The following is a 26,990-nucleotide window of genomic DNA, read 5'->3' as shown; positions in this document are numbered from 1 at the left end:
GGGCGGGCTCCCGTGCGACGTGCGGCGCTCAGCGCATGGTGTCGAGGATGCCGGTGAGGTCGTCGAACGTGGTGCGGGGGTTCAGGATCGCGAACCGGGCGTTGGGGCGGCCATCGTGGCTGGACGGCGTCACGAACGCGTGCTGCACGTCGAGGAGGCGCTGCGACCAGGCCTCGTAGTCGGCGCGCGTCCAGCCGTCGCGCTCGAACACGACCACGCCCAGCTGCGGCCGGCGCACCAGCGAGAAGCCGGAGCGCGCCTCGATCTCATTCGCGATCCGCCGGGCCAGCACGATCGAGGCGCTGACGGCCTCGCGGTACGCGGCCGCACCGTGCGTGGCCAGCGAGAACCACAGCGGCAGGCCGCGGGCGCGACGGGTGAGGTGTGCGGCGTAGTCGGAGGGGCTGTAGTCGGAGCGGTCGGTCAGGGTGTCGAGGTACTCCGCGTGCTGGGTGTGCGCGCGTCGGCCCTGCTCGGGGTCGCGGTAGATGAGCGCGCACGCATCGAACGGGGCGAACAGCCACTTGTGCGGATCGACGATCACCGAGTCGGCCTGCGCGACTCCGGCGTACAGGTGGCGGGCGAGGGGCGAGAGCATGCCGGCGAGGCCGTAGGCGCCGTCGACGTGCAGCCAGATCCCGTGGGCGTGGGCTGCCGCCGCGACACCGGCGATGTCGTCGACGATGCCGAAGTTGGTCGAGCCGGCCGTCGCGACGACGGCGAAGACCCGCTCCTGCACGTCGGCGAGCACCGCCGCGACGGCCTCGCCGCGCAGCACGCCGTCGGCATCCGTCGGCACCGTGATGACGTCGACGTCCATGACGCGCGCCGCCGACGCGATGGAGGAGTGCGCCTGCGAGCTGCAGGCGACCGCCCAGCGGGTCGGCGCGGCGGCACCGGTGTCGGTCCGGTGCGCGCGCGCCGCCTCGCGCGCGGCGACGAGGGCGGACAGGTTGCCGAGCGTGCCGCCCTGCACGAAGACGCCTCCCGCGGATGCCGGCAGGCCGAACTCGTCGGACAGCCAGCGCAGCACCTCGTTCTCGGCGTGCACGGCGCCGGCGCCCTCCAGCCAGGACCCGCCGTAGAGGGCGCTCGCCGACACGACGAGGTCGAAGGCCGCGGCCGCCTTCGTGGGCGCGGTCGGGATGAACGAGAGGTACCGCGGGTCGTCGGTCGTGATGCAGGCGGGGGCCAGGACGTGCGTGAACACGCCGAGCGCACGCTCGGCGCCGACCCCCTCTTCGGAGATCGTCCGCCCTGCCAGTCGGCTGAGTTCCGCGGCGGGCAGCGGCTTGTCCAGCGGGGTGTCCTGGGCGAGCAGGCGCTCGCGCGAGTAGTCGAGCACCAGGTCGACGATGCGCCGGGTCTCGGTGGTGACGTCGTGCATGCGGGCGGCATCGGTCATGAATGATCCTCGGGGGAAGAAGGGGCGGGGGTGGATGCCGGGAGGGCGGGAGTCCGCGGCGGCACCGGCCGCTCGTCGGTCAGTGTCTCGATCGCGCACCCGAGCCGCAGCAGGGCGGCATCGTCGCCGGAGCGCCCGGCGATCGTGAGTCCCACCGGCATCCGGATGTCGTCCATCAGCCCGAGCGGAACGGTCACCGTCGGGATGCCGAGGTGGCGGATCGCGAGGTTGCCGTTGGCGACCCAGACGCCGTTGCGCCAACCGAGGTCGGCGGAGGCGGGGTTCACGTCCATGTCGGCGGGGCCGACATCGGCGACGGCGGGGAAGACGACGGCGTCGAGGCCGAGGCCGTCCATCCACTCCTCCAGGTCGACCTCTCGCGTGCGCTCCAGGCCGCGAAGGCCGTCTTCGAGCTCGGGCATGTCGCGCCAGGTGACGCTCGGGTGCGCTCGCACCCAGTCGGGATAGCTCGGCAGGTCGTCGTCGAAGCCGTCGTAGCGGTCGGGGAGGGCGCCGGCGGGGTGCGGGAAGATCAGCGCGCCGTCGACGTCGGCGAGCGTGTGCAGCTTCGGGTCGCCGTTGGCGGCGAGGAAGTCGTCCCACGACCACGCCGACAGGTCGAGGATCTCGCGATCCAGGTAGGCGCGGGTCACGAGCCCCCGGGTGAAGATCGTCGGCGCTCCGGGCCGGTCGCCTTCGTAGTTCGACACGGCCGGGAAGTCGACCTCGACGACCTCCGCCCCGGCGGCGGTCAGCGCCGCACGGGTCTTCTCCCACAGCGCGATGATCGACGCGCGCGTCTCGATGCGCTGTCCGGTCGGCCCGCCGATGCCGGGTGTCGGAGCGGTCCCGGCATCCGGGTCGGCGTTGATGTACATACGGGGCACGCCGATCCGCCGTCCCGCAGGCGTCGCGCCGTCGGCCAGGGCGGGGTACGACGCGGGGCGCACCGCGGACGGGGGCGGCAACGGCACCCACGGCTGTGTCCGCCAGAAGTCGCCGCGCGTGTCGGGGTCGTCCGCGACGATGACGTCGAGGATCTCCAGCAGATCGGCCATCGTGCGCGCGTGCGGCACGACGACGTCTTGCGTGGGCACCAGCGGCCAGTTGCCGCGGGTGGAGATGACGCCGCGCGAGGGTGTGTAGGCGCACAGCGCGTTGTTCGAGGCCGGCCCGCGTCCGCTCGACCAGGTCTCTTCGCCGAGGCCGAACGCGGCGAACGAGGCCGCCGTCGCCGTTCCGGAGCCGTTCGAGGAGCCCGAGGCGAACGGGGCGGTGAGCCAATCGGCGGCGTAGGGGCTCTCGGCGCGGCCGTAGAGTCCGCGCTGCATGCCGCCGCCGGCCATCGGCGGCATGTTGGTCAGCCCCAGGCAGATGGCGCCCCCGGCGCGCAGCCGCTCGATCGTGAAGGCGTCGCGCTGCGCGACGAGCGTGGCGAAGGCGGGCGAGCCGGATGCCGCGGTCAGCCCGCGGACGAGGTAGCTGTCCTTCGCGGTGTACGGGATGCCGTCCAACGGCGAGAGCACCTCGCCGCGGGCGCGGCGGGCGTCGGAGGCGGCTGCTTCCGCGTGCGCGTCGGGGTTGCGCACGACGACCGCGTTGAGCGCGGTCGCGGTGTCGGGTCCGTCGTAGGCGTCGATGCGCGCGAGGTAGGCCTCGACGAGCTCGACGGCGGTCGTGCGCCCCGTCTCGAGGGCGGTGCGCAGCTCGGCGATCGAGGCTTCGACGACGTCGATCATCGCCGGACCTCCTGCCCGCCGAGCGCCGGCTGCTGCTGAGTGATGCAGTGGATGCCGCCGCCGCGCGCGAAGATCGGGCGGGCGTCGACCGTGACGATCTCGCGCCCCGGGTACGCATCGGCCAGGATCGCGCGGGCCTCGGCATCCGCTCTGTCCTCACCGAAGCCGCAGGCGATGACGCCGCCATTGACGACGAGGTGGTTGACGTAGCTCCAGTCGACGAAGCCCTCGTCGTCGCGCAGGGTCGCCGGCGCGGGCAGCTCGACGATCTCGAGGCGGCGTCCGGCGGCATCGGTCTGGCCGGCGAGCAGCTCGCGCAGCGCCGCGCTGACGGCGTGGTCGGGGTGTGCCGCATCGCGCTGGGTGTGCAGCAGCACGCGGCCCGGAGAGGGGAAGGTCGCCACGATGTCGACGTGGCCGTTCGTGCCGAAATCGTCGTAGTCGCGGGTGAGGCCGCGCGGAAGCCAGATCGCCGTCGTCGTGCCGAGGGTGCGGGCGAACTCCGCCTCGACGCGCGCGCGATCGGCGTAGGGGTTGCGGCGCGGGTCGAGCTGCACCGTGTCGGTGAGCAGCACGGTGCCCTCGCCGTCGACGTGGAAGCCTCCGCCTTCGGCGACCAGCGTCGAGGAGATGAGTTCTGCGCCGACCTCGGCCGCGACGATGCGGGCGTGCTCGGCAGAGCGTTCCCAGCGCGCCCAGTCGTGTGCGCCCCAGCCGTTGAAGATCCAGTCGACGGCGCCCAGGATGCCGGGGCGCTCGTCGTCCACGACGAAGGTCGGGCCGTGATCGCGCATCCAGAACTCGTCGACCGGCGCCTCGAGGATCGTGACCTCGCCGGGCAGCATCCGCCGTGCGCGCGCCGTCTCGGCGGGATCGACGATCATCGTCACCGGCTCGAACCGGGCGATGGCGGCGGCGACCTCCGTCCACGCGGCGTAGCCCTCCTCGCGCTCGGCGGCGGTGTCGCCGAGCGTAGGTCCCTCCACGGGGAAGGCCATCCATGTGCGCGCGTGCGGCGCGGTCTCGCTCGGCATCCGCCAGCTCATCGGCATCCTCGACTCTCGTCCGGTCCTGGAGTAGCTTATTGATCACATGATCAACTCATCGGAGGGTAGCGAGCGGATGCCGTCGACGTCAACTGCCGGACGGGCGCGGATGAGCGCCGATCAGAGGCGCGATCAGATCGCGGGCGCCGCGCGCGAGATCGCCCTCGCCGAGGGACTGGACGCGGTCACGCTGCGCGCCGTCGCCGCGCGGGTGGGTGTGGCCTCCGGGTTGGTCGCCCACTACATCCCGAGCATGGACGACCTGGTCGCCGACACGTTCTTCGACATCGTCTCGGCCGAGCTCGACGAGGTGCGCGCGCTGCTTCCCGACGCGCCCGCGCCGGCACGACTGGGGGCGATGCTGCGCGAGACGCTCGACCCGCACCGCCGGGACGTCACGCTCGTCTGGGTGCAGGCGTGGGCGCTCGGCACGCGCAACGCCCCGCTCGCCGAGCGGGTGCGCACGGCGATGGATGCCTGGCGTGCCGTGATCGCCGCCGAGATCGCGCGGGGAATGGATGCCGGGGTGATTCCGATGGCCGATCCGGAGCCGCTCGCCTGGCATCTGCTGGCGATGATCGACGGGCTCGGTGCCCACGGGCTCGTGGGGTGGGGGTCGGACATCGATCCCGTCTCGCCGCTGCGACGAGCCGTCGCGGGACTGCTGCGCGTCGAGGTCGGTGCTCTCAGCGCGGACTGAGTCGGGCGCCGGTCCGGCGCGGTACGCCGCGCCAGGCGAGCACTCCCCACGCGATGATCGCCGCGTGCAGGATGATGAACCCGAGGAACGGCAGGGGCGGGTACCCGCGCGCGATCATGTAGACGTCGTCGGCGATGCCGCGGACGACACCCAGCGCGATCGTCAGCCAGAGCAGCGGCAGCCAGGCCATCGGACGGCGTGAGCCGACCAGGAGGAACGCGCCGAGAACCAACAGGTCGAGGCTGAACACCAGCATCCAGTCGGCGAACCCCGTCACTGCGGTGCCCCCGGGGGCACCGTCGAAGTCGGGGATCTTCTGGCTCACCGTGGCCATGGCGACGACGGGGAGCCAGCTGAGACCGAGAAGAACGTAGACCACGCCCGTCACGCGATACCACCAGGTGAGACTCTTCATGTCGTGGTTCTCCTCGCCGGGAACAAGCGGGCGCGGTGTCTGCGGAACGACGACCGTCCGACCAGCCTCCAGGCGGCTCGGGCCGGCGCAGGCAGGCCGCGCAGGAACGCCTCCTGCTCGGCGGCGGGCATGGATTCGAGCATGAATCCCAGCTGGATGAACAGCCACCGCGGCGGCACCGTGCGCCGTCCGTGCCGCTCCAGGCGCCCCCACTCCGCCGGCGTGAAGGACGTGGCGGCGACCGGCAGAATGTCGATCTCTTCCTGGCCGAGATGATCGTCGAGCGCCGCAGCGAGACGGTCGAGCTGCTCCCGCACCGCGATGGCCTCGCGGCGTCGCGCGCTGGCACGCCAGGCGTCGACGCTCGCGCCGAGAGCGGTCAGGTGCTTCTCGATCTCTGCGTGCTGGGCGCGCATCTGCTCGACGTGGAGGGCGCACGCCGGTGAGCGCCGTTCGAGGTCGTCCCAGAGGAACATGTCCTCGCCGCGGTGGTGGCTCTCCAGTGCGTGGGCGATCTGGCGCAGATGCCGCACGGCGAGCGTCGTGCGGCGGCGGTCGCCGTCGGCCACGGCGTCGACGACGCTCCCCGCATCGCGGAAGACCATGCGCAGGAAACGGTGGAACATCACGACGTCGGCGGTGTCGCATCCCCACGAGCCCGACCGGGGGTCGGCGTCGGGCTCGGTGGGTGATCCGGTCGCCGGAAGGCGTTCAGCAGCCACGGCGCCGGACCTGTATGCGGGCCGCGGCAGGGGCGGCAAGGAGAGACGGCACGAGGATTCCTCTCGGGAAATGGGTTGTGCGTCACACTATTCATTAGATCGTCAATCTAGTCAATACCGACTACAGTGGACGTCGAAGGGGGCACGATGAGCGGGAGAAAGCCGTACGCGTCGCCGTTGCGCGAGGCCGAAGCGGCGGCGACGCGGGCGCGGATCGTGGATGCCGCCGCGAAGCTGTTCGTCCGCGACGGCTACGCCGCCACGTCGCTGAAGGCGATCGCTGCTGCGGCGGGCGTGTCGGTGCAGACGGTCAATCTGCACGGGCCCAAGCATGCGCTCCTGGCCGCGGCGTACGAGCGCGCCCTTGCGGATCGTGAGGGCTGGGCGTCGCTGAACGACACCGACCCGATGCAGCAGATCATCGCGGAGCCCGATCCGGAGCGGCTCATCGCGATGTACGCGGCGTTCATGACCGCCGCGAACGCGCGCATCGCCGCGCTGCTGCGGACGCTGCGCGCCGCCGCGGACGCCGACCCGGCCGTCCGCGACGTGTACGCGGCGATCGACGAACGTCGTCTTCGCAGCATCCGCGAGGGTGTCGCCCTGCTGGCCGCGCGCGGCGTCGTGCCGGCGGACCGAAGCGACGACGCGACGGCGTTGGTCACGATGCTCGTCTCCACCGACACGTACCTGCACTTCCGCGAGGCCGGCTGGAGCGCAGAGCGTTACCGGGAGTGGCTCGCCGCCGAGCTGCGGCGCGCTGTCGCCGGCTGACGAACGCCGACGCCGACGTGCCCTCGCGTCAGTCCAGGCTCGCCATGACGTGCTTGAGGCGGGTGTAGTCCTCGAAGCCGTAGACCGAGAGGTCCTTGCCGTACCCGGAGTGCTTGAAGCCGCCGTGGGGCATATCCGAGACGAACGGGATGTGCGCGTTGATCCAGACGCAGCCGAAGTCGAGGTCGCGCGAGAACCGCAGCGCCCGCGCGTGCTCGCGCGTCCAGACGGATGCCGCGAGGGCGTACGGCACGCCGTTCGCCAGCGCGAGCGCTTCCTCTTCCGACGCGAACGGCTGCACCGTGAGCACGGGGCCGAAGATCTCCTGCTGTACGACCTCGTCGTCCTGGCGGACGCCCGTGACGATCGTCGCCTCGAAGAAGCAGCCGGCATCGCCCTGGCGGCGGCCGCCGATGGCGATCGTCGCGTGCGCGGGGAGGCGATCGACGAAACCCTCCACGCGCGCGAGCTGGTCGGCGTTGTTCACCGGCCCGAAGAAGGCATCCGGGTCGTCCGGCGCACCCGTCTTCGCGTGATCGCGGGTGTGGGTGACGAGCGTGGCGACCAGCTCATCGTGCACGGCGGCATCCACGAGTACGCGCGTCGCGGCGGTGCAATCCTGTCCGGCGTTGAAGAACGCGGCCTTCACGATGCCGCGGGCGGCGCGGTCGAGGTCGGCGTCGGCGAAGACGAGGGCCGGCGCCTTGCCGCCGAGCTCCAGGTGCACACGCTTGAGGCCCTGCGCGGCCGAAGCGGCCACCTGCATGCCCGCGCGCACCGAACCGGTGATCGCGACCAGCTGCGGGGTCGGGTGCTCCACCAGCATCCGGCCGGTCTCCCGGTCGCCGAGGACGACGTTGAAAACCCCGGCGGGCACGATCTCGGCGGCGATCTCAGCGAGGCGCACGGTGGTCTGAGGCGTCGTCTCGCTCGGCTTCAGCACGACGGTGTTGCCGGCCGCGAGAGCCGGCCCGATCTTCCACACCGCCATGTTCAGCGGGTAGTTCCACGGCGTCACCTGGGCGACGACGCCGATCGGCTCGCGGCGCACGTACGACGTGAACCCCTCCGCGTACTCGGCCGCCGCCCGCCCGTCCAGGTCGCGGGCGGCACCCGCGAAGAAGCGGAGCTGATCGACGGATTGGACGATCTCGTCGGCGACCAGGTTCGCGCGGGGCTTGCCCGTGTCCTGCGACTCCAGATCGGCGAACTCGTCGGCCCGCGCCTCCAGCGCATCCGCGAGCCGGAACAGCAGCAGCTGGCGCTGCGCGGGCGTCGTGCGCTTCCACGTCTCGAAGGCGCGGGATGCCGCCGCGAACGCGGCATCCACCTCCTCCGCCGTCGATACCGGAGCGTGGCCGTACACCTCGCCGGTCACGGGGCTCACGAGCGGCAGCGACGCGCCGGCAGAGGCGACCAGTGCCCCGTCGATGACGTTGCGGAGCACGGCCTGCGCCCCGGTCACGACGCCGCCTCGGCGTCGGTGACCTCCAGGGCGCGGTCGATGATGTCGAGGCCGCGCACCAGGTCGTCCTCCGAGACGATCAGCGGGGGTGCCACGTGCACGCGGTTGAAGTGCGTGAACGGCCACAGGCCCGCCTTCTTGCACGCCGCCGCGAACGCGGCCATCGGCGCGGCGTCTGCTCCCGCCGCATTGAACGGCACCAGCGGCTCGCGGCTCTCGCGGTCGCGCACGAGCTCGATCGCCCAGAACAGACCGAGGCCGCGCACCTCTCCGACGGACGGATGCCGCGCGGCCATCTGCTCCAGTCGTGGACGCACGACGCGCTCGCCGAGCTCGCGGACCCGCTCCAGGATGCCGTCGCGCCGGAAGACCTCGAAGGTGGCGACGCCCGGGGCACAGGCGAGAGGATGCCCGGAGTACGTCAGTCCGCCCGGGAAGGAAACCGTGTCGAAATGGGCGGCGATGCGGTCGGAGATGACGACGCCGCCCAACGGCACGTAGCCGGAGTTGACGCCCTTCGCGAACGTGATGAGGTCGGGCACGACGTCGAAGTTCTCGAAGCCCCACCAGGTGCCGAGGCGTCCGAAACCGACCATGACCTCGTCGGCGATGTAGACGATGCCGTAGCGATCGCAGAGCTCGCGCACGCCGGGCAGGTAGCCGGGCGGCGGGATCAGCACGCCGTTGGTGCCCACGACCGACTCGATGATGATCGCGCCGATCGTCGAAGCGCCTTCCAGGATGATCGTCTGCTCGAGGTGCGCGAGCGCACGCTCCGTCTCCTGCTCGGGGGAAGCCGCGTGGAACGGCGAGCGGTAGGCGTACGGCCCGAAGAAGTGCACGACAGACGCATCGGCCGGCTCGTTGGCCCACCGGCGCGGGTCGCCGGTCAGCGTGATGGCGGTCGAGGTGTTGCCGTGATAGCTGCGGTACATCGCCAGCACCTTGCGCTTGCCGGTGACCAGGCGCGCCATGCGCACCGCGTTCTCGTTGGCATCGGCCCCGCCGTTGGTGAAGAAGACCTTCGAGAAGCCGTCGGGAGCGATCTCGCTGATGCGGCGCGCCAGCTCGCCACGCGTGTCGTTGGCCATCGACGGCTGGATCGTGGCGAGGCGCCCCGCTTGCTGCTGGATCGCCGCGACCAGATCGGGGTGCTGGTGGCCGAGGTTGAGGTTCACCAGCTGTGACGAGAAGTCGAGGTAGCTGTTTCCGGCATAGTCCCAGAACGTCGCGCCCGCACCTCCCGCAACCGGCAGCGGGTCGATGAGCGCCTGCGCGCTCCACGAGTGGAAGACGTGGCTGCGGTCGTCGCCGCGGACGGCGGCATCGGCCGCGGGGTCGGCGACCGGGTCGATGGTGCTCATGATGTCTCCTTCGGATGCCGCGGGATCAGTGGTTGCTGGGGAAGCCGAGGCTGATCTGGCTCTCGCTGGGGTCGGGCCAGCGGGTCGTCACGACCTTGCTCCGCGTGTAGAAGTGGATCGACTCGGGGCCGTAGATGTGCGAATCACCGAACAGCGAGTTGCGCCATCCGCCGAACGAGAATGCGCCCACCGGCACCGGGATCGGCACGTTGATGCCGACCATACCGACTTCGATGTCGAACTCGAACTGGCGGGCGGTGCCGCCGTCGCGCGTGAACACCGCGGTGCCGTTGGCGAACGGGCTCGCATTGATGAGGTCGACCGCCTCGTCGTACGTGGCCACGCGGGCGACGCAGAGCACGGGGCCGAAGATCTCCTCGTCGTAGACCTTCATGCCGGGGGTGACCCGGTCGACGAGCGAGACCCCGATGAAGAAGCCGTCGCCCTCGAAGTGCTGCGTCGTGCCGTCGAGGACGACCGTCGCGCCCTCGGCGGCGGCGCCGGTGACGTACGAGGCGACCTTGTCGCGGTGCTCGCGGGTGATGAGCGGTCCCATCTCACTCGCGGCATCCGTGCCGGGGCCGATGTTCAGCCCCGTGATGCGCTCGGCGACCTTCTCTACGAGCGCATCGGCGACGTCGTCACCCACCGCGACGAGTACCGACACGGCCATGCAGCGCTCGCCGGCCGAGCCGTAGGCGGCCGAGACAGCGGCGTCAGCCGCGGCATCCAGGTCGGCGTCGGGCATGACGACCATGTGGTTCTTCGCACCGCCGAGAGCCTGCACGCGCTTGCCCGCGGCGGCGGCGCGCTCGTAGATCGAGCGGGCGATCGGGGTCGAGCCGACGAAGCTGACGGCACGCACCGTCGGGGACTCGAGGATCGCGTCGACGGCCGCCTTGTCGCCGTGCACGACGTTCAGCACGCCGGCGGGAAGGCCCGCCTCCTCGTACAGACGCGCCAGGAAGAGGGCGGCGGAGGGGTCCTTCTCGCTGGGCTTGAGAACGACCGTGTTGCCGCAGGCGATGGCGGATGCCGTCATCCACAGCGGCACCATGACGGGGAAGTTGAACGGCGTGATCGCGCCCACCACGCCCACCGGCTGCTTCACCGAGTGCACGTCGACGCCGCGCGAGACCTGTTCGGCGTGCTCGCCCTTCAGCAGGTGGACCAGTCCCGCCGCGAACTCGACGTTCTCGATGCCGCGGCTGATCTCGCCCTTCGCGTCGGAGAGCACCTTGCCGTGCTCGGCAGTGATGATCGCGGCCAGCTCGTCGGCGCGTTCGACCAGCAGGTGGCGGAGGCGAAAGAAGACGTCGGCCCGCTTGATGAGGCTCGTGGCGCGCCAGGCCGGCAGCGCCGCCGCGGCCGCCGCGATCGCGGCATCCGTCTCGGCGGTCGAGGCGAACGCGACCTCGGCTTGCACCGCGCCGGTCGCCGGGTCGTACACCGGGCCCGTGCGGTCGGCCGATCCGACGGACTGGCCGGCGACGTGATGACGGATGAGGTCCATGAGTGCTCCTGTTCGGACAGTTCGACCGGGTCGTGACATGCTTATGCTGACGGAGCGCAGGGGGGAGACGCAGGTGTCTGATCGTCGCGATGTGGAGTCTTCTCGGACAGAACGTCCGACCGCGGATCTTCCCGCCGTGCTCCCCACCGTCTCCGAGGTCCTGACGCTCGACGCCTTCGCCCCCGGCGCGCCGGTGGTGGTGGTGGGTGGGGCCGCGCTGGAGGCGTCTGTGCGCTGGGTGCATGTCTCCGACAGTGCGGACGTCGCGCGACTGCTCGAAGGCGGCGAGCTGCTGCTGTCCACCGGATCGGGATGGCCCGACGATCCCCGGCGGCTGACGCTGTTCGTCGCGCAGCTGGCCGAGGTGGGCGCCGCGGGCATCGTGCTCGAGCTGGGCGCCCACTACCGCTACGTACCGGCGGTTCTGGCCGACGCCGCGCGCAGCGCTGACATCGCCCTGATCGTGCTGCACCGCGAGGTGAAGTTCGTCACCATCACCGAGGCCGTACACCGCCGGATCATCGCCGACCAGACGGCGGCGCTGGAAGCCCGCGACGCGGTGCGCACACTGTTCACGGGGCTTGCGCTTCGCGGTGCGCCGACGGAGTTCATCGTCGAACAGGTCGGTCTCACGCTGGCCGCTCCCGTCGTCTTGGAGACCGTCGGTCACGAGGTCGTCGTCGCCCACGTCGGCGGAGCCACCGAGACCCGCACGCTGCGCGACTGGGCCCGCCGATCCCGCGCGGCCGCCGCGGCGCCTGATCGGGAGGGGCGCACGATCGTGCCGGTGGAGGCGCGCGGCATCCGCTGGGGATGGCTCGTGGCGCTGCCGGGCGCTGCCCACCTCGCCGGACGCGACGCCGTGCTCGAGCAGGCTGCCACCGCGCTCGCCCTCGGCAGGCTCGCCGATCCCGGCGGTGAGGAGTGGTCGCGGCTGGGACGGCGCCGGGTGGTCGACGCGCTGATCGACGGACGGTTCACCGGTCTGTCCGCGGTGGCGGCGCGGCTGGATGCCGCGGGCATGCCGCTCGTCGGCACGGTGGCCTTCGCGGCGGTCGCGCTCGTGTCCTCGGGCCGGGGCGGCGACGCGGTCGAGGTCGCGGCGGCCGCCGACATCGCCGCTGCGGCGATCGGCGCGCGCGTCGTGTGCGGCACGAGCGCGCCCGTCGACGACGGGTCGGCGCTCGTGCGTACGCCTCTGATCCTCGCCGTGGCGGGCCGCGCGACGAGTGCCGCCGACAACCGCGCCGACGCCTTCGCCGCCGCACTGGAAGACGCCCTGCGGGCGGGGTCGACGTCGGTGCGGGCGCGCGTCGTGCTCGCCCCGGGCACGGTCATTCCCGCGCTCGAGCCCACGGCCGAATACGAGCGTGCGATGGGAGCGCTCATCGCGGGCCTGCGCGAAACCATCGACCTCGTCGGCGTCGACGAAGGGGTGCGCGGGTCCTCCCGTCGAGGCGCGGACGGGCGGCGTGTGGCGGAGCGTCCCCTCACCCGGGTGGTCGCGGCGTTGCGCGACGATCACCGCCTCGTCGCTCATGCGGAGCGGATGCTCGATCCGTTGCTGGCCGAGACCCGCGCTCGGGGCGGCGACCTTCTCGACGTGCTGACGGCGCTGCTCGCGCACCCGTCCAACCGCACGGCGGCCGCCGAAGCGGCGCACCTCTCGCGCTCGGTGTTCTATCAGCGCATCGCCCTGCTCGAAGACCTTCTCGGCGTCGACTTCGACGATGGCGAGCAGGTCGCCGCTCTCCATGTCGCCGTGTTGACCCACCGGCTCCACGCGGGCGGGTGAGCCGGGCAGGCCTGACGCTCTGTATGCATTAGTGGCCGAAAGAGGCTGCCTCCTTTCGTTGTTGATCCTCCGTGTATACAATCGGAGGGTCGAGAGGAGACCGCGTGCGTGCCAGTGACCGTGCCTACCGGGCGCTGCTCGACGAGATCCAGTCCGGCGTGCTGGCGCCCGGAGCGGTGCTGGCCGAAGTCGAGCAGTCGGTGCGCCTGGGGGTGAGCCGCACGCCGCTGCGCGAAGCGCTGGGGCGCCTGCTCGCCGACGGCCTCGTCGTGCAACCGTCGCCGCGGCTCACCGTGGTCAGCGACATCGATGCCGGCGACATCCGAGAGCTCTTCGAGGTGCGTCGCGCCCTGGAGGAGACGGCTGCACGCCTCGCCGCACGCGGGGCCGATGCCGATCTGTTCGCTGCGCTGGCCGGTGAGTTCGCGCGGACGGATGCCGCCGCCGACCCCGACGCCTACTACGCCCTCATCGCCCGCTTCGACGACGCCCTCGACGCGGCCGTCGCCAACGACTACCTGACCGCGGCCCTCAAGACGGTGCGGACCCACCTCGTCCGGGTCCGCCGGCTCGCGCGCGACAACCCCGCACGCCTGGCGGCATCCGTCGCCGAGCACCGACTGATCGCGTCCGCCGTCGCCGCCGGCGACGCCGACCTCGCCGCGCACGCCACCCATGTCCACCTGCACAACGCGCTCGTCGCGATCCTCGCCTCGCTGGAAGGAAACCCATGACCGTCATCCACCACGTCCGTGTGCACCGGAGCGAAGAGAACCTCGCCCGCGAGGACCAGCTCGCGCACAGGATCGCCGAGGTCGCCGCCGACCCGGTGGCCGTCGAGTCCGACGTCGTCGAGATGATCATCAACCGCGTCATCGACAACGCGGCGGTGGCCGCGGCATCCCTCACCCGCGGCCCCGTCACCGCGGCGCGCGCCCAGGCGCTCGATCACCCGGTCTCGCGGGGAGGGGCGGGCGCCACGGTGTTCGGCGAGCCGAACACGGTGCACACGAGCCCCGAGTGGGCGGCGTGGGCGAACGGTGTGGCGGTGCGCGAACTCGACTATCACGACACGTTCCTCGCTGCGGAGTATTCGCACCCCGGCGACAACATCCCGCCGATCGCCGCCGTCGCCCAGCACGTCGGCGCCGACGGCGCGGCGCTGGTGCGCGCCATCGCGACCGGATACGAGATCCAGATGGATCTCGTACGCGCCATCAGCCTGCACAAGCACAAGATCGATCACGTCGCGCACCTGGGCCCGTCGGCGGCGGCCGGCATCGGCACGCTGCTGGGTCTCGACGCCGACACGATCGCCCAGGCCGTCGCGCAGGCCCTGCACACGACCACCGCGACGCGGCAGTCGCGCAAGGGTGAGATCTCCACCTGGAAGGCGCACGCCCCCGCCTTTGCCGGCAAGATGGCGGTCGAAGCCGTCGACCGCGCGATGCGCGGACAGACCTCGCCGTCCCCGATCTACGAGGGCGAAGACGGCGTGATCGCCTGGATGCTCGACGGCAAGGACGCCGCGTACGACGTGCCGCTTCCCGCGCCCGGCGAGCCCAAGCGCGCGATCCTCGACTCCTATACGAAGGAGCACTCCGCCGAGTATCAGGCGCAGGCGTGGATCGACCTCGCGCGCAAGCTCCACGGCTCCCACCCCGAGCTCGCCGATCCCGCCACCGTCGAGAGCATCGTCCTGCACACCAGCCATCACACCCACTACGTGATCGGCTCCGGCGCGAACGATCCGCAGAAGTACGACCCGACCGCCTCTCGCGAGACCCTCGACCACTCGATTCCCTACATCTTCGCCGTCGCACTGCAGGACGGCGGGTGGCATCACGTCGACTCGTACCTGCCCGCTCGCGCCGCCCGCGAGGACACGGTTGCGCTGTGGCACAAGATCACCACGGCGGAGGATGCCGAGTGGACGCGCCGCTACCACTCCGAGGACCCCGACGAGAAGGCGTTCGGGGGCCGCGTGGAGATCCGCCTCTCGGACGGTTCGACGATCGTGGACGAGATCGCGGTCGCCGACGCCCACCCGCTCGGCGCGCGCCCGTTCGCTCGCGCCGACTACGTGCGCAAGTTCCGTCTGCTCGCCGAGCCGGTGCTCGAGCCCGCCGAGATCGAGCGGTTCCTGGCCCTGGCCGAGCGGCTTCCCGAGCTGACCGTCGACGAGGTGCGCGAGCTCAACATCGTCGCCCGCGCCGGCGTGCTGGCCGCGGTGGCGAGCCCGAAGGGGCTGTTCTGATGCTGTACAGCCAGACCCCGGCATCCGAGAAGCGGCGCCTGCTGCGCGAGCGCCTGCGGGCGGGTGAGCTCGTCCGTTTTCCCGGAGCGTTCAACCCGCTGTCGGCCCGGATGATCGAGCAGAAGGGCTTCGAGGGCGTCTACATCTCGGGGGCGGTGCTGAGTGCCGATCTGGGGCTTCCGGACATCGGTCTGACGACGCTGACTGAGGTCGCCGGTCGCGGTCAGCAGATCGCCCGCATGACCGAGCTTCCCGCCATCATCGACGCCGACACCGGCTTCGGCGAGCCCATGAACGTCGCGCGGACCATCCAGACGCTAGAAGACGCGGGGCTGTCGGGCACGCACATCGAAGACCAGGTGAACCCCAAGCGCTGCGGTCACCTCGACGGCAAACAGGTCGTCGACACCGACACCGCCCTCCAGCGCATCCGCGCCGCCGTCGACGCCCGCCGCGACCCGAACTTCCTCATCATGGCGCGCACCGACATCCGCGCGGTCGAGGGGCTGGACGCCGCCATCGATCGGGCCAAGGCGCTCGTGGATGCCGGGGCCGACGCGATCTTCCCCGAGGCGATGCGCGACCTCGCGGAGTTCGCCGCCGTGTGCGCCGCCGTCGACGTGCCCGTGCTGGCGAACATGACCGAGTTCGGTAAGAGCGATCTGTTCAGCGTCGACCAGCTCCGCGATGCGGGCGTGCAGATCGTCATCTGGCCCGTCTCGCTGCTGCGGATCGCGATGGGTGCGGCATCCCGTGCGCTGGATACCCTGAACGACGAGGGACATCTGACCTCGCGCCTGGGTGAGATGCAGCACCGCGCCGACCTGTACGACCTCATCGACTACCCGTCGTACAACCAGTTCGACGCGAACGTCTTCAACTTTCAGATCTCCCGCTGATCACCCCTCCCCTCCCCTCCCCTTGACCCTCGTCCCACTTGCGACCGACCATGTCCCACAAGAGGTCGCAATCGGGGCATCCACAGGACAGAAACTGGGACATGGTTGCAGCCGCAACCGGCCCGCACGTGCAAAGGAGCAGTCATGAGCGACCAGCAGACCCCACCCCAGATCCACAAGGGGCTCGCGGGCGTCGTCGCCGATGCGACCGCCATCAGCAAGGTCAACCCGGAGACCAACTCGCTGCTCTACCGCGGCTATCCGGTGCACGAGCTGGCCGCCACGCAGTCGGCCGAAGCGGTCGCGTACCTGCTGTGGAACGGCGAACTGCCGACCGACGATCAGCTCGCCGCGTTCCGAGCCACCGAGCGGCAGCACCGGACGCTCGCCGACGACGTCAAGGCCGTGATCGATCTGACCCCGACCGATGCCCACCCGATGGATGAGGTGCGCTCGGCTGTGAGCGTGCTGGGCGCGCGCGACCTCGCCGGCACCGGGTCCGTGCTCGATGCGAGCGGGTCTCGCGACGAGAACCTCGAGCGCAGCATGCGCCTGTTCGCCGCCCTGCCGGCGATCGTCGCCTACGGGCAGCGTCGCCGCCGCGGTGAGGAGCTCATCGCCCCGCGCGACGATCTCGATTACGCAGCGAACTTCCTCTGGATGACCTTCGGCGAAGAGTTCGACCCGGTCGTGGTCGACGCGTTCAACCGCTCGATGATCCTGTACGCGGAGCACTCGTTCAACGCGTCCACTTTCACGGCGCGAGTGATCACCTCCACCCTCAGCGACCTGTACTCGGCCGTGGTCGGTGCGATCGGAGCACTCAAGGGACCGCTGCACGGCGGGGCCAACGAGGCCGTGCTGCACATCTTCGACGAGATCGGGGACGCCGACAACGTGGCGCCCTGGCTCGAGCGGGCCCTCGCCGAGAAGCGCAAGATCATGGGCTTCGGTCACCGCGTCTACAAGCACGGCGACTCGCGCGTGCCCACGATGAAAGCTGCGCTCGACACGCTCATCACGTACTACGACCGTCCCGATGTCGAGGCCCTCTACGCGACGCTGGAGCGCGAGTTCGTCGCCCGCAAGGGCATCTACCCGAACCTCGACTACCCGTCGGGGCCGGCGTACAACCTGATGGGCTTCGACACCCTGACCTTCACTCCGCTGTTCGTTGCGGCGCGGGTCGTGGGGTGGACGGCGCACATCATGGAACAGGCGGCATCCAACGCGCTCATCCGTCCGCTGTCGGCCTACAGCGGCGTGGACGAGCGCCACATCGAGGGGTTCGTCGACGAGGCCGGCACCTCGACGATCTCGCTGCGCGCCGCCGAAGCCGAGGGCTGAGCGCTCGTGCGTACCGCAGTCATCGTCGACGCCGTCCGCACCCCGTCCGGCCGTGGCAAGCCGGGGGGCGCGCTCAGCGGCATCCATCCCGTCGACCTCGCCGCGCTGGTGCTGCGGGCGACGCTCGAGCGCAACGGCCTGGAATCGGCGCAGATCGACGACGTGCTGCTCGGCTGCGTCAGCCAGGTCGGCGAACAGACGATGAACATCGCGCGTCAGGCGGTGCTCGCGGCCGGATTCGACGAGCGCGTTCCGGCGACGACGATCGATCGGCAGTGCGGATCGAGCCAGCAGGCCGCGCAGTTCGCGGCGCAGGGCGTCATGGCCGGACAGTACGACATCGTCATCGCCGGCGGCGTCGAATCGATGAGCCGCGTGCCTCTCGGGGTCGCGGCATCCGTCGCCGGTTCACCCTTCTCACCGGGGTTGCACGCGCGCTATCCCGACGGACTCGTGAACCAGGGCGTGTCGGCCGAGCTGATCGCGGCGCGCTGGGGCTTCTCGCGCGACGAGCTCGACGCGTACGCGGCCGAGTCGCACGAACGCGCTGCCGAGGCGCAGGTCCAGGGCAGATTCGCCTCGCAGCTGCTGGCCGTCGACGGTGTCGAGATCGACGAGACGGTGCGCCCGGGCACCACCGTCGCGGGTCTTTCCGGCCTCGCGCCGGCCTTCCGCACCGATGCCATGGCGGAGCGCTTTCCCGAGATCGACTGGCTGATCACACCCGGCAACTCTTCTCCGCTGACCGACGGCGCCTCCGCCGTCCTGATCATGAGCGAGCAGAAGGCGCGCGAGCTCGGGCTCACGCCGCGAGCGCGCTTCCACGCCTTCTCCGTCGTCGGCGACGACCCCCTGATGATGCTCACGGGGCCGATTCCCGCGACACGTCGCGTGCTGGAGCGCGGTGGACTGACGATCGACGATCTCGACGCGTACGAGGTCAACGAGGCGTTCGCCCCGGTGCCGCTCGCGTGGGCTGCCGAACTCGGCGCGGATGCCGCCAAGCTCAACCCCTGGGGCGGCGCGATCGCCCTCGGGCATGCGCTCGGCTCCAGCGGCACGCGACTGATGGGCACCCTGCTCGCCCATCTCGAAGCCACCGGCGGACGCTACGGGCTGCAGACCATGTGCGAGGGCGGCGGCATGGCCAACGCCACCATCATCGAACGGCTGTAGAACGACGCGCCCATTTACTAGGACGTCCATGTAAAATGATCGCTGTGCCTTACCGGGCGCGCTTCCGGCTGTCGATCTGTTTCACAAGGACGTGACGCGATGAGCATGACTGTGTCTCCTTCCCTCTCCGCCGATGAGCGGGGCGCCATCCTCGAAGCCGTCCGTGACTTCGCCCGAACGCGGCTGGAGCCGCATGCGCTGGAATGGGATCGCGACAAGCACTTTCCGCGGGACGTGCTCGCCGACGCCGGCGAACTCGGCCTCGGAGGGCTGTATGTGCGTGAGGACGTCGGTGGCACCGCGCTGACGCGCGAGGACGCCGCACTCGTCTTCGAGCAGCTGTCGATGGGCGATCCCACGATCGCCGCGTACATCAGCATCCACAACATGGTCGCCTGGATGATCGACAGCTACGGCACTCCGGCGCAGCGCGAGCAGTGGCTGCCGCGTCTGATCACGCTTCGCGACCTCGGCGCCTACTGCCTCACGGAGCCCGGCGCGGGCTCGGATGCCGCGGCCATCACGACCAGCGCGATCGGCGACGGCGACGGCTATGTGCTCACCGGGGTCAAGCAGTTCATCTCCGGGGCGGGGGAGGCGGCGGTCTATGTCGTCATGGCCCGCACCGGCGAGCCCGGTGCGCGGGGCATCAGCGCCTTCCTGGTGCCGGCGGATGCCGAGGGTCTGAGCTTCGGACCCCACGAGCGCAAGATGGGGTGGAACGCGCAGCCCACCCGTCAGGTGATCCTCGACGAGGTGCGGGTGCCGGCATCCGCTCTGCTGGGCGGCGTGGGCGAGGGGTTCCGCATCGCGATGAGCGGGCTCAACGGGGGGCGGGTCAACATCGCGGCCTGCTCCGTCGGCGGCGCCCAGTGGGCGCTCGATCGTGCCGTGCGCTACGTGCACGAGCGGTTCACGTTCGGCGAGGCCCTCGCCGAACGGCAGAGCGTCGTGTTCGCCCTCGCCGACATGGCCACGCAGCTGCAGGCGGCCCGGGCGATGGTGCGCGACGCGGCTCGCGCGATCGACGCCCGTGCCGACGACGTCGCCGTGCAGTGCGCCATGGCCAAGCGCTTCGCCACCGACGCCGGCTTCGAGGTGGCCAACCGGGCGCTGCAGCTGCACGGCGGCTACGGGTATCTGCAGGAGTACGGGATCGAGAAGGTGGTGCGCGACCTTCGTGTGCATCAGATCCTGGAGGGTACGAACGAGATCATGCGGGTCATCATCGGTCGCGACGTTCTGGGAGCATGAGCACATGAGCGACTACTCCACGATCCTCGTCTCCACCCGCGGCCGCGTCGGATGGATCACCCTGAACCGGCCCGAGGCGCTCAACGCGCTGAACTCGACCCTGGTCGAAGAACTCGCCGCCGCGGCGGCCGCGTTCGATGCCGACGAGGAGATCGGCTGCATCGTCGTCACCGGCTCGGAGCGCGCCTTCGCCGCCGGCGCCGACATCAAGCAGATGGAGGACCGCTCTGCCGTCGAGATGTCGCTGCGCAACCCCTTCGTGGGCCTCGAGGCCTTCTCGCGCGTACGCACGCCCGTCATCGCGGCCGTCGCCGGGTACGCGCTCGGAGGCGGCTGCGAGCTGGCGATGGCGTGCGACATCATCCTGGCTGCCGACACCGCCCGCTTCGGTCAGCCCGAGATCACTCTCGGCGTCATCCCCGGCCTCGGCGGCACGCAGCGTCTGCCGCGTGCGATCGGCTACTACAAGGCGGCAGAGCTCGTGCTCACCGGACGGATGATGGATGCCGCCGAAGCCGAGCGGGCCGGCCTGGTCTCCCGCGTCGTGCCCGCCGCCGACCTGCTCGCCGAGGCAGAAGCGATGGCCGAGCAGATCGCCGCGAAATCGCTTCCCGTGCTGTACGCCGCCAAGGAGTCGCTGCGCGCCTCGCTGGAGACCGGCGCCGCCGAGGGGCTGCGCTTCGAGAAGCAGGTCTTCACATCACTGTTCGCGCTGGACGACCAGAAGGAGGGCATGGCCGCCTTCCGGGAGAAGCGTGCACCGCGATTCACGAATCGCTGACGACATCGCCCGCCGACCGGCGCAGTCGGGCGAGGATCGCGACGAGGTCTTCCACGTCGTCGGCTGTCAGGCCGGGCGCGGCGAACACGGCGTCGTTGAGCGCCGCGGTGGCCTGAGCCGCGAGGTCACGCCCCGCCCTCGTCAGGGCGACCAGCGTCGCCCGACGATCGCCGGGGTGCGGCTCGCGCGCGACGAGCCCGGCCGCTTCAAGGCGGTCGACGGTGTTCGTCACGCTCGTCGGGTGCACTTGCAAGCGGCTCGCCGCCGACGACAGCGGCATCCGTCCGTCACGGGTGAAACTCAGCAGCGTCAGCAGTTCGTAGCGGGCGAACGTGAGCGAGAACGGCTTCAGGGCCTCGTCGACGCGCGCGAGCAGAATCTGGTGCGCCCGCATGATGCTCGTCACCGCCGTCATCCCTGCCGCGGCGTCGACCCAGCCGTGCGCCACCCACTGGCGGCGGGCCTCCGCGATCGGATCGCGTGGCGACGACGGCGTGCGGCTCACGGGCATCTCCTCGAACGGCTCGGCGCCGGGAGTGCCGTGCGCGCTGGTCTCACGCTAGCGCGGACCTCGATCCGTCCCCACGGATGATCCTGAGTCTCAACGGATGCGATACTGAGTCGCACCTTCTAGAATGAATGCGTCGCAAGGAGAACCGATGAAGATCGTGGTGCTGGTCAAAGAAGTCCCCGACACCTACGGCGACCGCAAGCTCGACCTCGAGACCGGTCTCGCCGAGCGCTCGGCCTCCGAGCGCGTGCTCGATGAGATCGGGGAGCGCGCACTGGAGGTGGCTCTGTCGTATGCCGACGCCCACCCCGGCACGGAGGTCGCTGTCGTCTCGATGGCATCGGAGGAGGCTGCGGCCACCATCCGCAAGGGGCTCGCGATGGGCGCGGCATCCGCTCTGCAGGTCGTCGACCCGGCGCTGGCCGGCGCAGATCTGGGCGTGACCGCGGCCGTGCTCGCCGCTGCGGTGCGGCGAGCCGGGTTCGACCTGGTCATCACCGGCAATCTCTCCACCGACGGCACCGGCGGCGTCCTTCCCGCGATGATCGCCGAGCACCTGCAGGTGCCGCAGGCGACCGCGCTGTCGTCGGTCACGATCGGCGAGGGGGAGATCACCGGCACGCGTGCCACCGACTTCGGCACCGCGCAGGTCAGTGCGACGCTGCCGGCCGTCATCTCGATCACCGAAGCCCTCCCGGATGCCCGGTTCCCGAACTTCAAGGGCATCATGGCGGCGAAGAAGAAGCCGTTCGAGACCGTGTCGCTGGCCGACCTCGGCGTCGACGTGGACCCGTCCGCGGCCGCGCAGTCGATCATGACGGCGGTCGCCGAGAAGCCTCCGCGCGGTGCGGGAATCAAGATCGTCGATGAGGGCGACGCGGGCGACAAGCTCGCCGCCTTCCTCGTCGAGAACCGACTGGCCTGAGAACGGTGCTGGGAACGATGACGATGGAGAACGTGATGGTGGATGTCGCCTCGGACGCGATTCTCGTGCTGCTGGATGTCACGCCGGCCGGTGAGCTGGCCGGCTCGGCCGCCGGACTGCTCGGCGCCGCCGCCGGCATCGGCACGCCGGTCGCGCTGGTCGTCGCCGGTGACGAGGCGCATGCCGCACTCGCCGAGGCGGCGGGTGCGCTGGGGGCTGCGGTCGTGCTCACCGCAGGGCTGGGAGGTGCGGACGGATCGCTGACGGTTCCTCTGGTCGATGCCGTGGACGCGGCATCCGCGCTCGTGAAGCCCGACGCCGTGCTCGTGTCGAACTCCATCGGGGGCCGCGACATCGCCGGACGCTACGCGGCACGCTCGCGCGCGGCTCTGGCCGTGGATGCGGTCGGCGTTTCCCGCGACGACGAGGGCGTGCTCGCGCAGCATTCCGTCTACGGCGGGGCGTACAACGTCACGAGCGCAGCCACCTTCGGTCCTCTCGTGGTCACGGTGCGCCAGGGGGCGGTCGACGCCCGTGCCGCGGCCGTCGCCGAGCCGCGAGTGGTGCCGCTGGAGGTCGCCGCCTCGGGCGCACCGGCGGCGCGCATCATCGGGTTCGAGGCCGAGATCGCGGCATCGTCGCGGCCGGAGCTGCGCGGCGCGGCGAAGGTCGTCTCCGGAGGGCGCGGACTCGGCTCGGCCGAGAAGTTCGCGCTCGTCGAGCAGCTCGCGGACGCCCTTGGCGCCGCCGTGGGCGCGTCGCGCGCGGCCGTGGATGCCGGGTACATCCCCTACTCGCACCAGGTCGGGCAGACCGGGGTATCGGTGTCGCCCCAGCTGTACGTGGCTCTCGGCATCTCGGGGGCCATCCAGCACAAGGCCGGCATGCAGACCGCGAAGACGATCGTCGCGATCAATAAAGACGGCGACGCCCCGATCTTCGACATCGCCGACTTCGGCATCGTGGGGGACGTGTTCACGGTCGTCCCGCAGCTGATCGCCGCCCTCGACGCCAGGAAGGCCTGATGGCGACCGGCGGATCGTCCATGCGCCGCGGCTTGCCGCGCGTCGCCGGTGGAGAACCGTGGCCGCCGGCCGCGAGCGCGCCCGCCGAGGCCGTCGTGGACGCCTCTGCGCCCCCGGCAGCGGTCGTCGAGGCGGCCGTGGAGCGACCCGCCGGGCCGTCGGCGGGCTCGGGTGAGCCACCGGCGCTGGCGACGGCGTCCGTGCCCGAGCGCAGCGGGACGACGGTCGTGCGCCGCGGCCTGCCCCGCGTCGCCGGCGGCGAGCCGTGGCCGTCCGCGGTCGTCGTGGCTGCCGCGGGCCCGGGGCCGACACCCGCTGAGGTCGCCTCCGCCGCGCCGGCGCCCCCGCTCGCCGCCGCCGACGGTGACACCTCCGTGTGCCGCGGGCTGCCGCGCATCGCGGGTGGCGACGCGTGGCCACCCGCCGGCACAGCCGCCGCCGTGTCTTCCCCGATCGCCGCCGTCTCCTCCCCGGCCGCCGCCGATGCTGCAGCGGACGGCGCGGGTGCTGCTGCCGAGGAGGCCGCCCCCGCGGCCGACCTCCCGCTCATCGGCACCGCCACCGAGGGGCCGCGCGCCCCGTTGAGCGTTCCGCAGACCGCGTGGGCCGGTCGCGCCGCGTCGCGTCGGCCGCAGCCGAAGCCCGAGCCGCGACGGATCGGGCCTTTCACGAAGACGCAGTGGGCGGGCGCCGTCGTGGTCGGCGGAGTCGGCCTGCTGTTCGCGGCGGGCATGGCCGTGCTCGCGGTGCGATTCCTGCTGAGCCTGGACGGCATGCGCGACTTCCTCGCGACCTACCCCGGGGAGTACCACCTGCCTGCCGGTGCGCCCGTCGGCATCCCCGCGTGGCTCGGCTGGCAGCACTTCTTCAACGTCTTCTTGATGGTGCTGATCATCCGCTCCGGGCTCACGATCCGCCGCGAGAAGCGGCCGAGCGTCTTCTGGGCGCCGAAGAACAACCCCAAGGGCAAGACGAGCCTGACGATCTGGTTCCATCAGGCGCTCGACATCCTGTGGCTCATCAACGGCGCCGTCTTCATCGTGCTGCTGTTCGTCACCGGCCAGTGGATGCGGATCGTCCCCACGAGCTGGGAAGTCGTCCCCAACGCCCTCAGCGCCGCGCTGCAGTACGTCTCGCTGGACTGGCCGACCGAGAACGGCTGGGTCAACTACAACGCGCTGCAGCAGCTCGCCTACTTCTCGACCGTCTTCATCGCCGCCCCGCTCGCCGCGATCACCGGCTTCCGGATGAGCGGGATGTGGCCGAAGAAGAACCTGAAGCTCAGCGCCGCCTACCCGATCGAGTGGGCGCGCAAGGTGCACTTCCCGGTGATGCTGTTCTTCGTCGTGTTCATCGTCATCCACGTCGTTCTCGTGCTCGCGACCGGGGCGCTGCGCAACCTCAACCATATGTACGCCGCGCAGGGCTCGGTCGACCCGACGGCCTATGCCGACAACTGGACCGGCTTCTGGCTGTTCGTGGTCTCGCTCGTGGTCATCGCCGCCGCGTGGGTTGCCGCCCGCCCGCTCGTGCTCGCCCCGATCGCCCGCCTGTTCGGCACGGTCAGCGGGCGCTGACGCGCGCGATCAGCGTCCCGACAGTGGCCGGCGCTCAGCGGAGCATCTCCGCAGAATGCGACGAACTCCGCATCCGATCGGCGATCTGGATGCGGAGTTCGTCAGAATCTGCGGAGTTCGTCAGCGCGGTGGGGCCGGCAGAACCCGCGACGCGGCAGGCGCGATCAGCGCACGAAGCGGACCTCGGTGAGCGTCTCGCCGAGGAACGGCTCGGTGTGCGTGGCGCCGTCGAGCGTGAAACCGTTGCGCGCGTAGAAGCGGTGAGCACGCGGGTTGTCCGCGGCGACCCAGAGGTAGAGCTCCTCGTCGGCGTCGACCGTCGCGTCGAACAGCTGCTGCCCGATGCCGGTGCCGTGGAACTGGTCGAGCAGGTAGATGAAGTAGAGCTCACGCGTGCGCGGAGCGTCGCGGTCGCGCGCCGGGCCCGAGCCGGCGAATCCGACGATCTCGCCGCCGACGAGGGCGGCGAACATCTTGAACTCGGGGCCCTGCTGGGCCCAGTGCGTCCACAGCTCGGCGAGGCGCTTGGGAGAGACGTTCTCGAGAGCGGCCTTGCTGATGAGGTGGTCGTAGGTCTCGTGCCAGCACGTCGCGTGGACCCGTCCGAGGGCCTCGGCATCCACGTCACGAACGGGACGGACGACGGTGTCGGTCTGCGCGGTGATGTCGGTGGGGGCTTCCATGGCCAGACTCTACGGCGGCCCTTCCGATTCACGAAATCGATGGATGCCGCGCTCCACCCTCGTCGTGGCGACACCACGAGGACTGTGGGAACCCCACAAGAGATGCCGGGAGCCCATCGGGGAATCCGCTAGCATCGCGCTTCGTGAATGTATGGTGGCGGACCCTCCTGACGATCTGGCGCGCGAAGGTGCTGCTGCATCGGCGCGGCCCCATGCCGCCACGCAGTGTCGGTCGGCTGCGGCTTCGGACGCTGCCCACCGACATCGATCTGCTCGGCCATATGAACAACGGTCGATACGCCTCGCTGTTCGACCTCGGCCGCTTCGACCTGCTGATCCGCACCGGCATCTGGGATGCGATGAACGCGCAGGGCTGGTACGCGGTGGTCGCCAGCGAGACGGTGACCTTCCGCAAGTCGCTGCAGCTCTGGCAGCGCTTCACGGTCGAATCCCGCCTGTACGCCCACGATGACAAGGCCGTCTACCAGATGCACCGCGCGGTCGTGGACGGCGAGGTCTACGCCGAGATGATCGTCCGCGCGCGCTTCCTGCGCCGCACCGGCGGCGTGGTGAACACCGAGGAGCTCTTCGAGGCGCTCGAGCGGCCGGATGATCTCCCACCGCTGCCGCAGTGGGTGGCCGACTGGGCTCGCGACAGCGCGCTGCCCTCGACGAAGGCCCCCGCGCCGAGCGAGTGGGACTGACCCCGCAGGGATGCCGGCGTCAGACCCGACGCGCGACGAACGCGTCGGCGAGAGCCTCGCGGACGCTGCGGATGCCGGGACGGTTGCGGCTGGATCGGCGACCGGCCGTGAAGATCTCACGCGACGGGTCGCCCGGAAGCGCGCTGAGGTGCACCGGGGGCGCACCGCCGGCCCACAGCAGATCGGGCAGCAGCCCGACGGCGTGACCGGCGGCGATCAGCTCGGCATGCCCGCTGAGGTCGGCGAGCTCGAAGCGGACATCCGGCTCGAACCCGGCGGCGCGGCACTGCTGCATCGCCCACTCGCGCGCCGCCGTGCCGCGCGGCTCCATCACCCAGGCGTGTTCGGCCAGGTCGGCCAGCGGCCCGATGGCGCGCGCCGTCGCCAGCCGGATCGGATCGACACCGAGCAGATCCCGATCGAGCGCCGATCGGTGCGGGCGAGTGAGCCCCGGGTACTGCTCGGCGATCGCGAGGTCGAAGCCGCGCGCTCCGAGCTCGAAGAGCCCCTCTTCGGGCGGCAGCTCGGAGATCTCCACGCGCAGGCCCGGCGTCCGCTCGGCGAGCAGGGTCAGGGCTGCGGGCACGAGAGCGCGGGCGGCCGTCTGCAGCACGGCGAGACGCACCGGCGCGATACCGAGGCGGGTGTCTTCCAGTTCACCGCGGATCTCCTCGTCGGCATCGAGGGCGCGCGCCGCGTAGGCGGCCAGCGCCTCGCCGTGCGCGGTCAGCCGCACGCGGCGTCCATCCGGAGCGAGCAGCGCCACTCCCGCCTCGCGCTCCAACTGCGACAACTGCTGCGAGATCGTGGACGGGCTGTACGCCAACGCCTGTGCGACGGCGGCGATCGTGCCGCGCTGGGCGAGTTCGTGCAGCAGTCGGAGGCGTCTCAACTCGAACACGCGCGCTCCTTC

General features: G+C 71.0%; 25 protein-coding genes. 14 read left to right on the top strand and 11 right to left on the bottom strand.

The genetic code is table 11. The annotated features are described in order from the left end of the window. Nucleotides 1–28 precede the first annotated feature (28 nt). From CEP17_RS08445 to CEP17_RS08435, 3 genes are read right to left on the bottom strand one after another with little or no spacing between them, the layout of a single operon-like run. Entirely contained in the window at nt 29–1,405 is a 1,377-nt protein-coding gene (locus tag CEP17_RS08445; protein ID WP_112931936.1) for an aminotransferase class V-fold PLP-dependent enzyme, read from the bottom strand. Beyond that, entirely contained in the window at nt 1,402–3,144 is a 1,743-nt protein-coding gene (locus tag CEP17_RS08440; RefSeq protein WP_112931935.1) for an amidase, read from the bottom strand. Before CEP17_RS08440 ends, CEP17_RS08445 begins: the two co-directional genes overlap by 4 nt. Next, on the bottom strand, nt 3,141–4,190 hold the full coding sequence (locus tag CEP17_RS08435; RefSeq protein ID WP_112931934.1) for an agmatine deiminase family protein: 1,050 nt from the start codon (nt 4,188–4,190) through the stop codon (nt 3,141–3,143). The genes CEP17_RS08440 and CEP17_RS08435 overlap by 4 nt, the downstream gene beginning before the upstream one ends. Nucleotides 4,191–4,299: 109 nt before the next feature. On the opposite strand from CEP17_RS08435, the gene CEP17_RS08430 reads away from it, so the two are divergent. Continuing rightward, entirely contained in the window at nt 4,300–4,890 is a 591-nt protein-coding gene (locus CEP17_RS08430) for a TetR family transcriptional regulator C-terminal domain-containing protein (RefSeq protein WP_112931933.1), read from the top strand. On the opposite strand, the gene CEP17_RS08425 is transcribed toward CEP17_RS08430, so the two are convergent. Together CEP17_RS08425 and CEP17_RS08420 are read right to left on the bottom strand one after the other, a co-directional pair. Beyond that, nucleotides 4,877–5,305 carry a BphX family protein gene (locus tag CEP17_RS08425; protein ID WP_112931932.1) on the bottom strand — a complete coding sequence of 143 codons (429 nt, stop codon included), beginning with the start codon at nt 5,303–5,305 and terminating at the stop codon, nt 4,877–4,879. The two genes, CEP17_RS08430 and CEP17_RS08425, sit on opposite strands and share 14 nt — an antisense overlap. Further along, the gene (locus CEP17_RS08420) at nt 5,302–6,027 is read right to left on the bottom strand and encodes a hemerythrin domain-containing protein (RefSeq protein WP_239498476.1); all 726 of its coding nucleotides are present in this window, start codon (nt 6,025–6,027) and stop codon (nt 5,302–5,304) included. Before CEP17_RS08420 ends, CEP17_RS08425 begins: the two co-directional genes overlap by 4 nt. 147 nt (nt 6,028–6,174) lie before the next feature. Between CEP17_RS08420 and CEP17_RS08415 the strand changes: the two genes are divergently transcribed. Then, the gene (locus CEP17_RS08415; protein WP_162722423.1) at nt 6,175–6,801 is read left to right on the top strand and encodes a TetR/AcrR family transcriptional regulator; all 627 of its coding nucleotides are present in this window, start codon (nt 6,175–6,177) and stop codon (nt 6,799–6,801) included. A gap of 28 nt (nt 6,802–6,829) precedes the next feature. Here CEP17_RS08415 and CEP17_RS08410 read toward each other — a convergent pair whose 3' ends face one another. Genes CEP17_RS08410 through CEP17_RS08400 form a run of 3 tightly spaced genes read right to left on the bottom strand, consistent with a single transcriptional unit; the run spans nt 6,830 to nt 11,143 of the window. After that, nucleotides 6,830–8,266 carry an aminobutyraldehyde dehydrogenase gene (locus CEP17_RS08410; RefSeq protein WP_112931930.1) on the bottom strand — a complete coding sequence of 479 codons (1,437 nt, stop codon included), beginning with the start codon at nt 8,264–8,266 and terminating at the stop codon, nt 6,830–6,832. After that, nucleotides 8,263–9,630 carry an aspartate aminotransferase family protein gene (locus CEP17_RS08405; protein ID WP_112931929.1) on the bottom strand — a complete coding sequence of 456 codons (1,368 nt, stop codon included), beginning with the start codon at nt 9,628–9,630 and terminating at the stop codon, nt 8,263–8,265. Before CEP17_RS08405 ends, CEP17_RS08410 begins: the two co-directional genes overlap by 4 nt. Nucleotides 9,631–9,655: 25 nt before the next feature. Continuing rightward, the gene (locus CEP17_RS08400) at nt 9,656–11,143 is read right to left on the bottom strand and encodes a CoA-acylating methylmalonate-semialdehyde dehydrogenase (protein ID WP_112931928.1); all 1,488 of its coding nucleotides are present in this window, start codon (nt 11,141–11,143) and stop codon (nt 9,656–9,658) included. Nucleotides 11,144–11,279: 136 nt separating this feature from the next. Here CEP17_RS08400 and CEP17_RS08395 point away from each other — a divergent pair, with 136 nt between their 5' ends. From CEP17_RS08395 to CEP17_RS08360, 8 genes are all read left to right on the top strand, one after another. Beyond that, nucleotides 11,280–12,938 carry a PucR family transcriptional regulator ligand-binding domain-containing protein gene (locus CEP17_RS08395; protein WP_343234070.1) on the top strand — a complete coding sequence of 553 codons (1,659 nt, stop codon included), beginning with the start codon at nt 11,280–11,282 and terminating at the stop codon, nt 12,936–12,938. 104 nt (nt 12,939–13,042) lie between these two features. Beyond that, nucleotides 13,043–13,672: a GntR family transcriptional regulator gene (locus tag CEP17_RS08390; protein ID WP_036317534.1), complete on the top strand. Its 630-nt coding sequence runs from the start codon at nt 13,043–13,045 to the stop codon at nt 13,670–13,672. Next, nucleotides 13,669–15,195: an MmgE/PrpD family protein gene (locus tag CEP17_RS08385; RefSeq protein WP_036317535.1), complete on the top strand. Its 1,527-nt coding sequence runs from the start codon at nt 13,669–13,671 to the stop codon at nt 15,193–15,195. The genes CEP17_RS08390 and CEP17_RS08385 overlap by 4 nt, the downstream gene beginning before the upstream one ends. Continuing rightward, a complete protein-coding gene (prpB, locus tag CEP17_RS08380) occupies nt 15,195–16,094 on the top strand; it encodes a methylisocitrate lyase (RefSeq protein WP_112931926.1) in 900 nt (299 codons plus the stop codon). Before CEP17_RS08385 ends, prpB begins: the two co-directional genes overlap by 1 nt. Nucleotides 16,095–16,238: 144 nt before the next feature. Next, complete coding sequence (locus CEP17_RS08375; RefSeq protein ID WP_112931925.1) at nt 16,239–17,441, top strand: bifunctional 2-methylcitrate synthase/citrate synthase; 1,203 nt, start codon at nt 16,239–16,241, stop codon at nt 17,439–17,441. A gap of 6 nt (nt 17,442–17,447) precedes the next feature. Then, a complete protein-coding gene (locus CEP17_RS08370; protein ID WP_112931924.1) occupies nt 17,448–18,617 on the top strand; it encodes a thiolase family protein in 1,170 nt (389 codons plus the stop codon). 99 nt (nt 18,618–18,716) lie between these two features. Next, nucleotides 18,717–19,871, top strand: coding sequence for an acyl-CoA dehydrogenase family protein (locus CEP17_RS08365; protein ID WP_112931923.1), 1,155 nt, complete (start codon nt 18,717–18,719; stop codon nt 19,869–19,871). Nucleotides 19,872–19,875: 4 nt separating this feature from the next. Next, the gene (locus CEP17_RS08360) at nt 19,876–20,652 is read left to right on the top strand and encodes an enoyl-CoA hydratase-related protein (protein ID WP_039414797.1); all 777 of its coding nucleotides are present in this window, start codon (nt 19,876–19,878) and stop codon (nt 20,650–20,652) included. On the opposite strand, the gene CEP17_RS08355 is transcribed toward CEP17_RS08360, so the two are convergent. Beyond that, entirely contained in the window at nt 20,639–21,157 is a 519-nt protein-coding gene (locus CEP17_RS08355; RefSeq protein ID WP_112931922.1) for a MarR family transcriptional regulator, read from the bottom strand. The genes CEP17_RS08360 and CEP17_RS08355 overlap by 14 nt on opposite strands. 154 nt (nt 21,158–21,311) lie before the next feature. Here CEP17_RS08355 and CEP17_RS08350 point away from each other — a divergent pair, with 154 nt between their 5' ends. The 3 genes from CEP17_RS08350 to CEP17_RS08340 are packed head-to-tail and all read left to right on the top strand — an operon-like array spanning nt 21,312 to nt 24,690. Then, nucleotides 21,312–22,088 (top strand): electron transfer flavoprotein subunit beta/FixA family protein, encoded by a 777-nt coding sequence (locus CEP17_RS08350; protein WP_061683826.1) that lies wholly within the window; start codon nt 21,312–21,314, stop codon nt 22,086–22,088. A 35-nt stretch (nt 22,089–22,123) separates the two neighbouring features. Continuing rightward, the gene (locus CEP17_RS08345; protein WP_112932910.1) at nt 22,124–23,113 is read left to right on the top strand and encodes an electron transfer flavoprotein subunit alpha/FixB family protein; all 990 of its coding nucleotides are present in this window, start codon (nt 22,124–22,126) and stop codon (nt 23,111–23,113) included. After that, nucleotides 23,113–24,690, top strand: coding sequence for a cytochrome b/b6 domain-containing protein (locus CEP17_RS08340; protein WP_112931921.1), 1,578 nt, complete (start codon nt 23,113–23,115; stop codon nt 24,688–24,690). Before CEP17_RS08345 ends, CEP17_RS08340 begins: the two co-directional genes overlap by 1 nt. Before the next feature lie 164 nt (nt 24,691–24,854). Here the strand turns inward: CEP17_RS08340 and CEP17_RS08335 are convergent, their stop codons facing one another. Beyond that, entirely contained in the window at nt 24,855–25,373 is a 519-nt protein-coding gene (locus tag CEP17_RS08335) for a GNAT family N-acetyltransferase (RefSeq protein ID WP_036289977.1), read from the bottom strand. A gap of 143 nt (nt 25,374–25,516) precedes the next feature. On the opposite strand from CEP17_RS08335, the gene CEP17_RS08330 reads away from it, so the two are divergent. Further along, the gene (locus CEP17_RS08330) at nt 25,517–26,077 is read left to right on the top strand and encodes an acyl-CoA thioesterase (RefSeq protein ID WP_112931920.1); all 561 of its coding nucleotides are present in this window, start codon (nt 25,517–25,519) and stop codon (nt 26,075–26,077) included. A 19-nt stretch (nt 26,078–26,096) separates the two neighbouring features. Here CEP17_RS08330 and CEP17_RS08325 read toward each other — a convergent pair whose 3' ends face one another. Beyond that, the gene (locus CEP17_RS08325; RefSeq protein ID WP_112931919.1) at nt 26,097–26,978 is read right to left on the bottom strand and encodes a LysR family transcriptional regulator; all 882 of its coding nucleotides are present in this window, start codon (nt 26,976–26,978) and stop codon (nt 26,097–26,099) included. Nucleotides 26,979–26,990: the final 12 nt, after the last annotated feature.

The sequence above is a fragment of the Microbacterium sp. PM5 genome (genome assembly GCF_003293595.1).
Taxonomy (GTDB): domain Bacteria; phylum Actinomycetota; class Actinomycetes; order Actinomycetales; family Microbacteriaceae; genus Microbacterium.
Note: the sequence above shows the minus strand (reverse complement) of the source record. Positions and strands in the feature narration are given on the sequence as shown.

Coding starts and splice junctions, on each gene's coding strand:
- CEP17_RS08385 (WP_036317535.1), top strand. CDS start 13,669: ATGACCGTCATCCACCACGTCCGTGTGCACCGGAGCGAAGAGAACCTC.
- CEP17_RS08430 (WP_112931933.1), top strand. CDS start 4,300: ATGAGCGCCGATCAGAGGCGCGATCAGATCGCGGGCGCCGCGCGCGAG.
- CEP17_RS08365 (WP_112931923.1), top strand. CDS start 18,717: ATGAGCATGACTGTGTCTCCTTCCCTCTCCGCCGATGAGCGGGGCGCC.
- CEP17_RS08375 (WP_112931925.1), top strand. CDS start 16,239: ATGAGCGACCAGCAGACCCCACCCCAGATCCACAAGGGGCTCGCGGGC.
- CEP17_RS08415 (WP_162722423.1), top strand. CDS start 6,175: ATGAGCGGGAGAAAGCCGTACGCGTCGCCGTTGCGCGAGGCCGAAGCG.
- CEP17_RS08425 (WP_112931932.1), bottom strand. CDS start 5,305: ATGAAGAGTCTCACCTGGTGGTATCGCGTGACGGGCGTGGTCTACGTT.
- CEP17_RS08445 (WP_112931936.1), bottom strand. CDS start 1,405: ATGACCGATGCCGCCCGCATGCACGACGTCACCACCGAGACCCGGCGC.
- CEP17_RS08435 (WP_112931934.1), bottom strand. CDS start 4,190: ATGAGCTGGCGGATGCCGAGCGAGACCGCGCCGCACGCGCGCACATGG.
- CEP17_RS08350 (WP_061683826.1), top strand. CDS start 21,312: ATGAAGATCGTGGTGCTGGTCAAAGAAGTCCCCGACACCTACGGCGAC.
- CEP17_RS08400 (WP_112931928.1), bottom strand. CDS start 11,143: ATGGACCTCATCCGTCATCACGTCGCCGGCCAGTCCGTCGGATCGGCC.
- CEP17_RS08360 (WP_039414797.1), top strand. CDS start 19,876: ATGAGCGACTACTCCACGATCCTCGTCTCCACCCGCGGCCGCGTCGGA.
- CEP17_RS08405 (WP_112931929.1), bottom strand. CDS start 9,630: ATGAGCACCATCGACCCGGTCGCCGACCCCGCGGCCGATGCCGCCGTC.
- CEP17_RS08440 (WP_112931935.1), bottom strand. CDS start 3,144: ATGATCGACGTCGTCGAAGCCTCGATCGCCGAGCTGCGCACCGCCCTC.
- CEP17_RS08345 (WP_112932910.1), top strand. CDS start 22,124: ATGGTGGATGTCGCCTCGGACGCGATTCTCGTGCTGCTGGATGTCACG.
- CEP17_RS08340 (WP_112931921.1), top strand. CDS start 23,113: ATGGCGACCGGCGGATCGTCCATGCGCCGCGGCTTGCCGCGCGTCGCC.
- prpB (WP_112931926.1), top strand. CDS start 15,195: ATGCTGTACAGCCAGACCCCGGCATCCGAGAAGCGGCGCCTGCTGCGC.
- CEP17_RS08335 (WP_036289977.1), bottom strand. CDS start 25,373: ATGGAAGCCCCCACCGACATCACCGCGCAGACCGACACCGTCGTCCGT.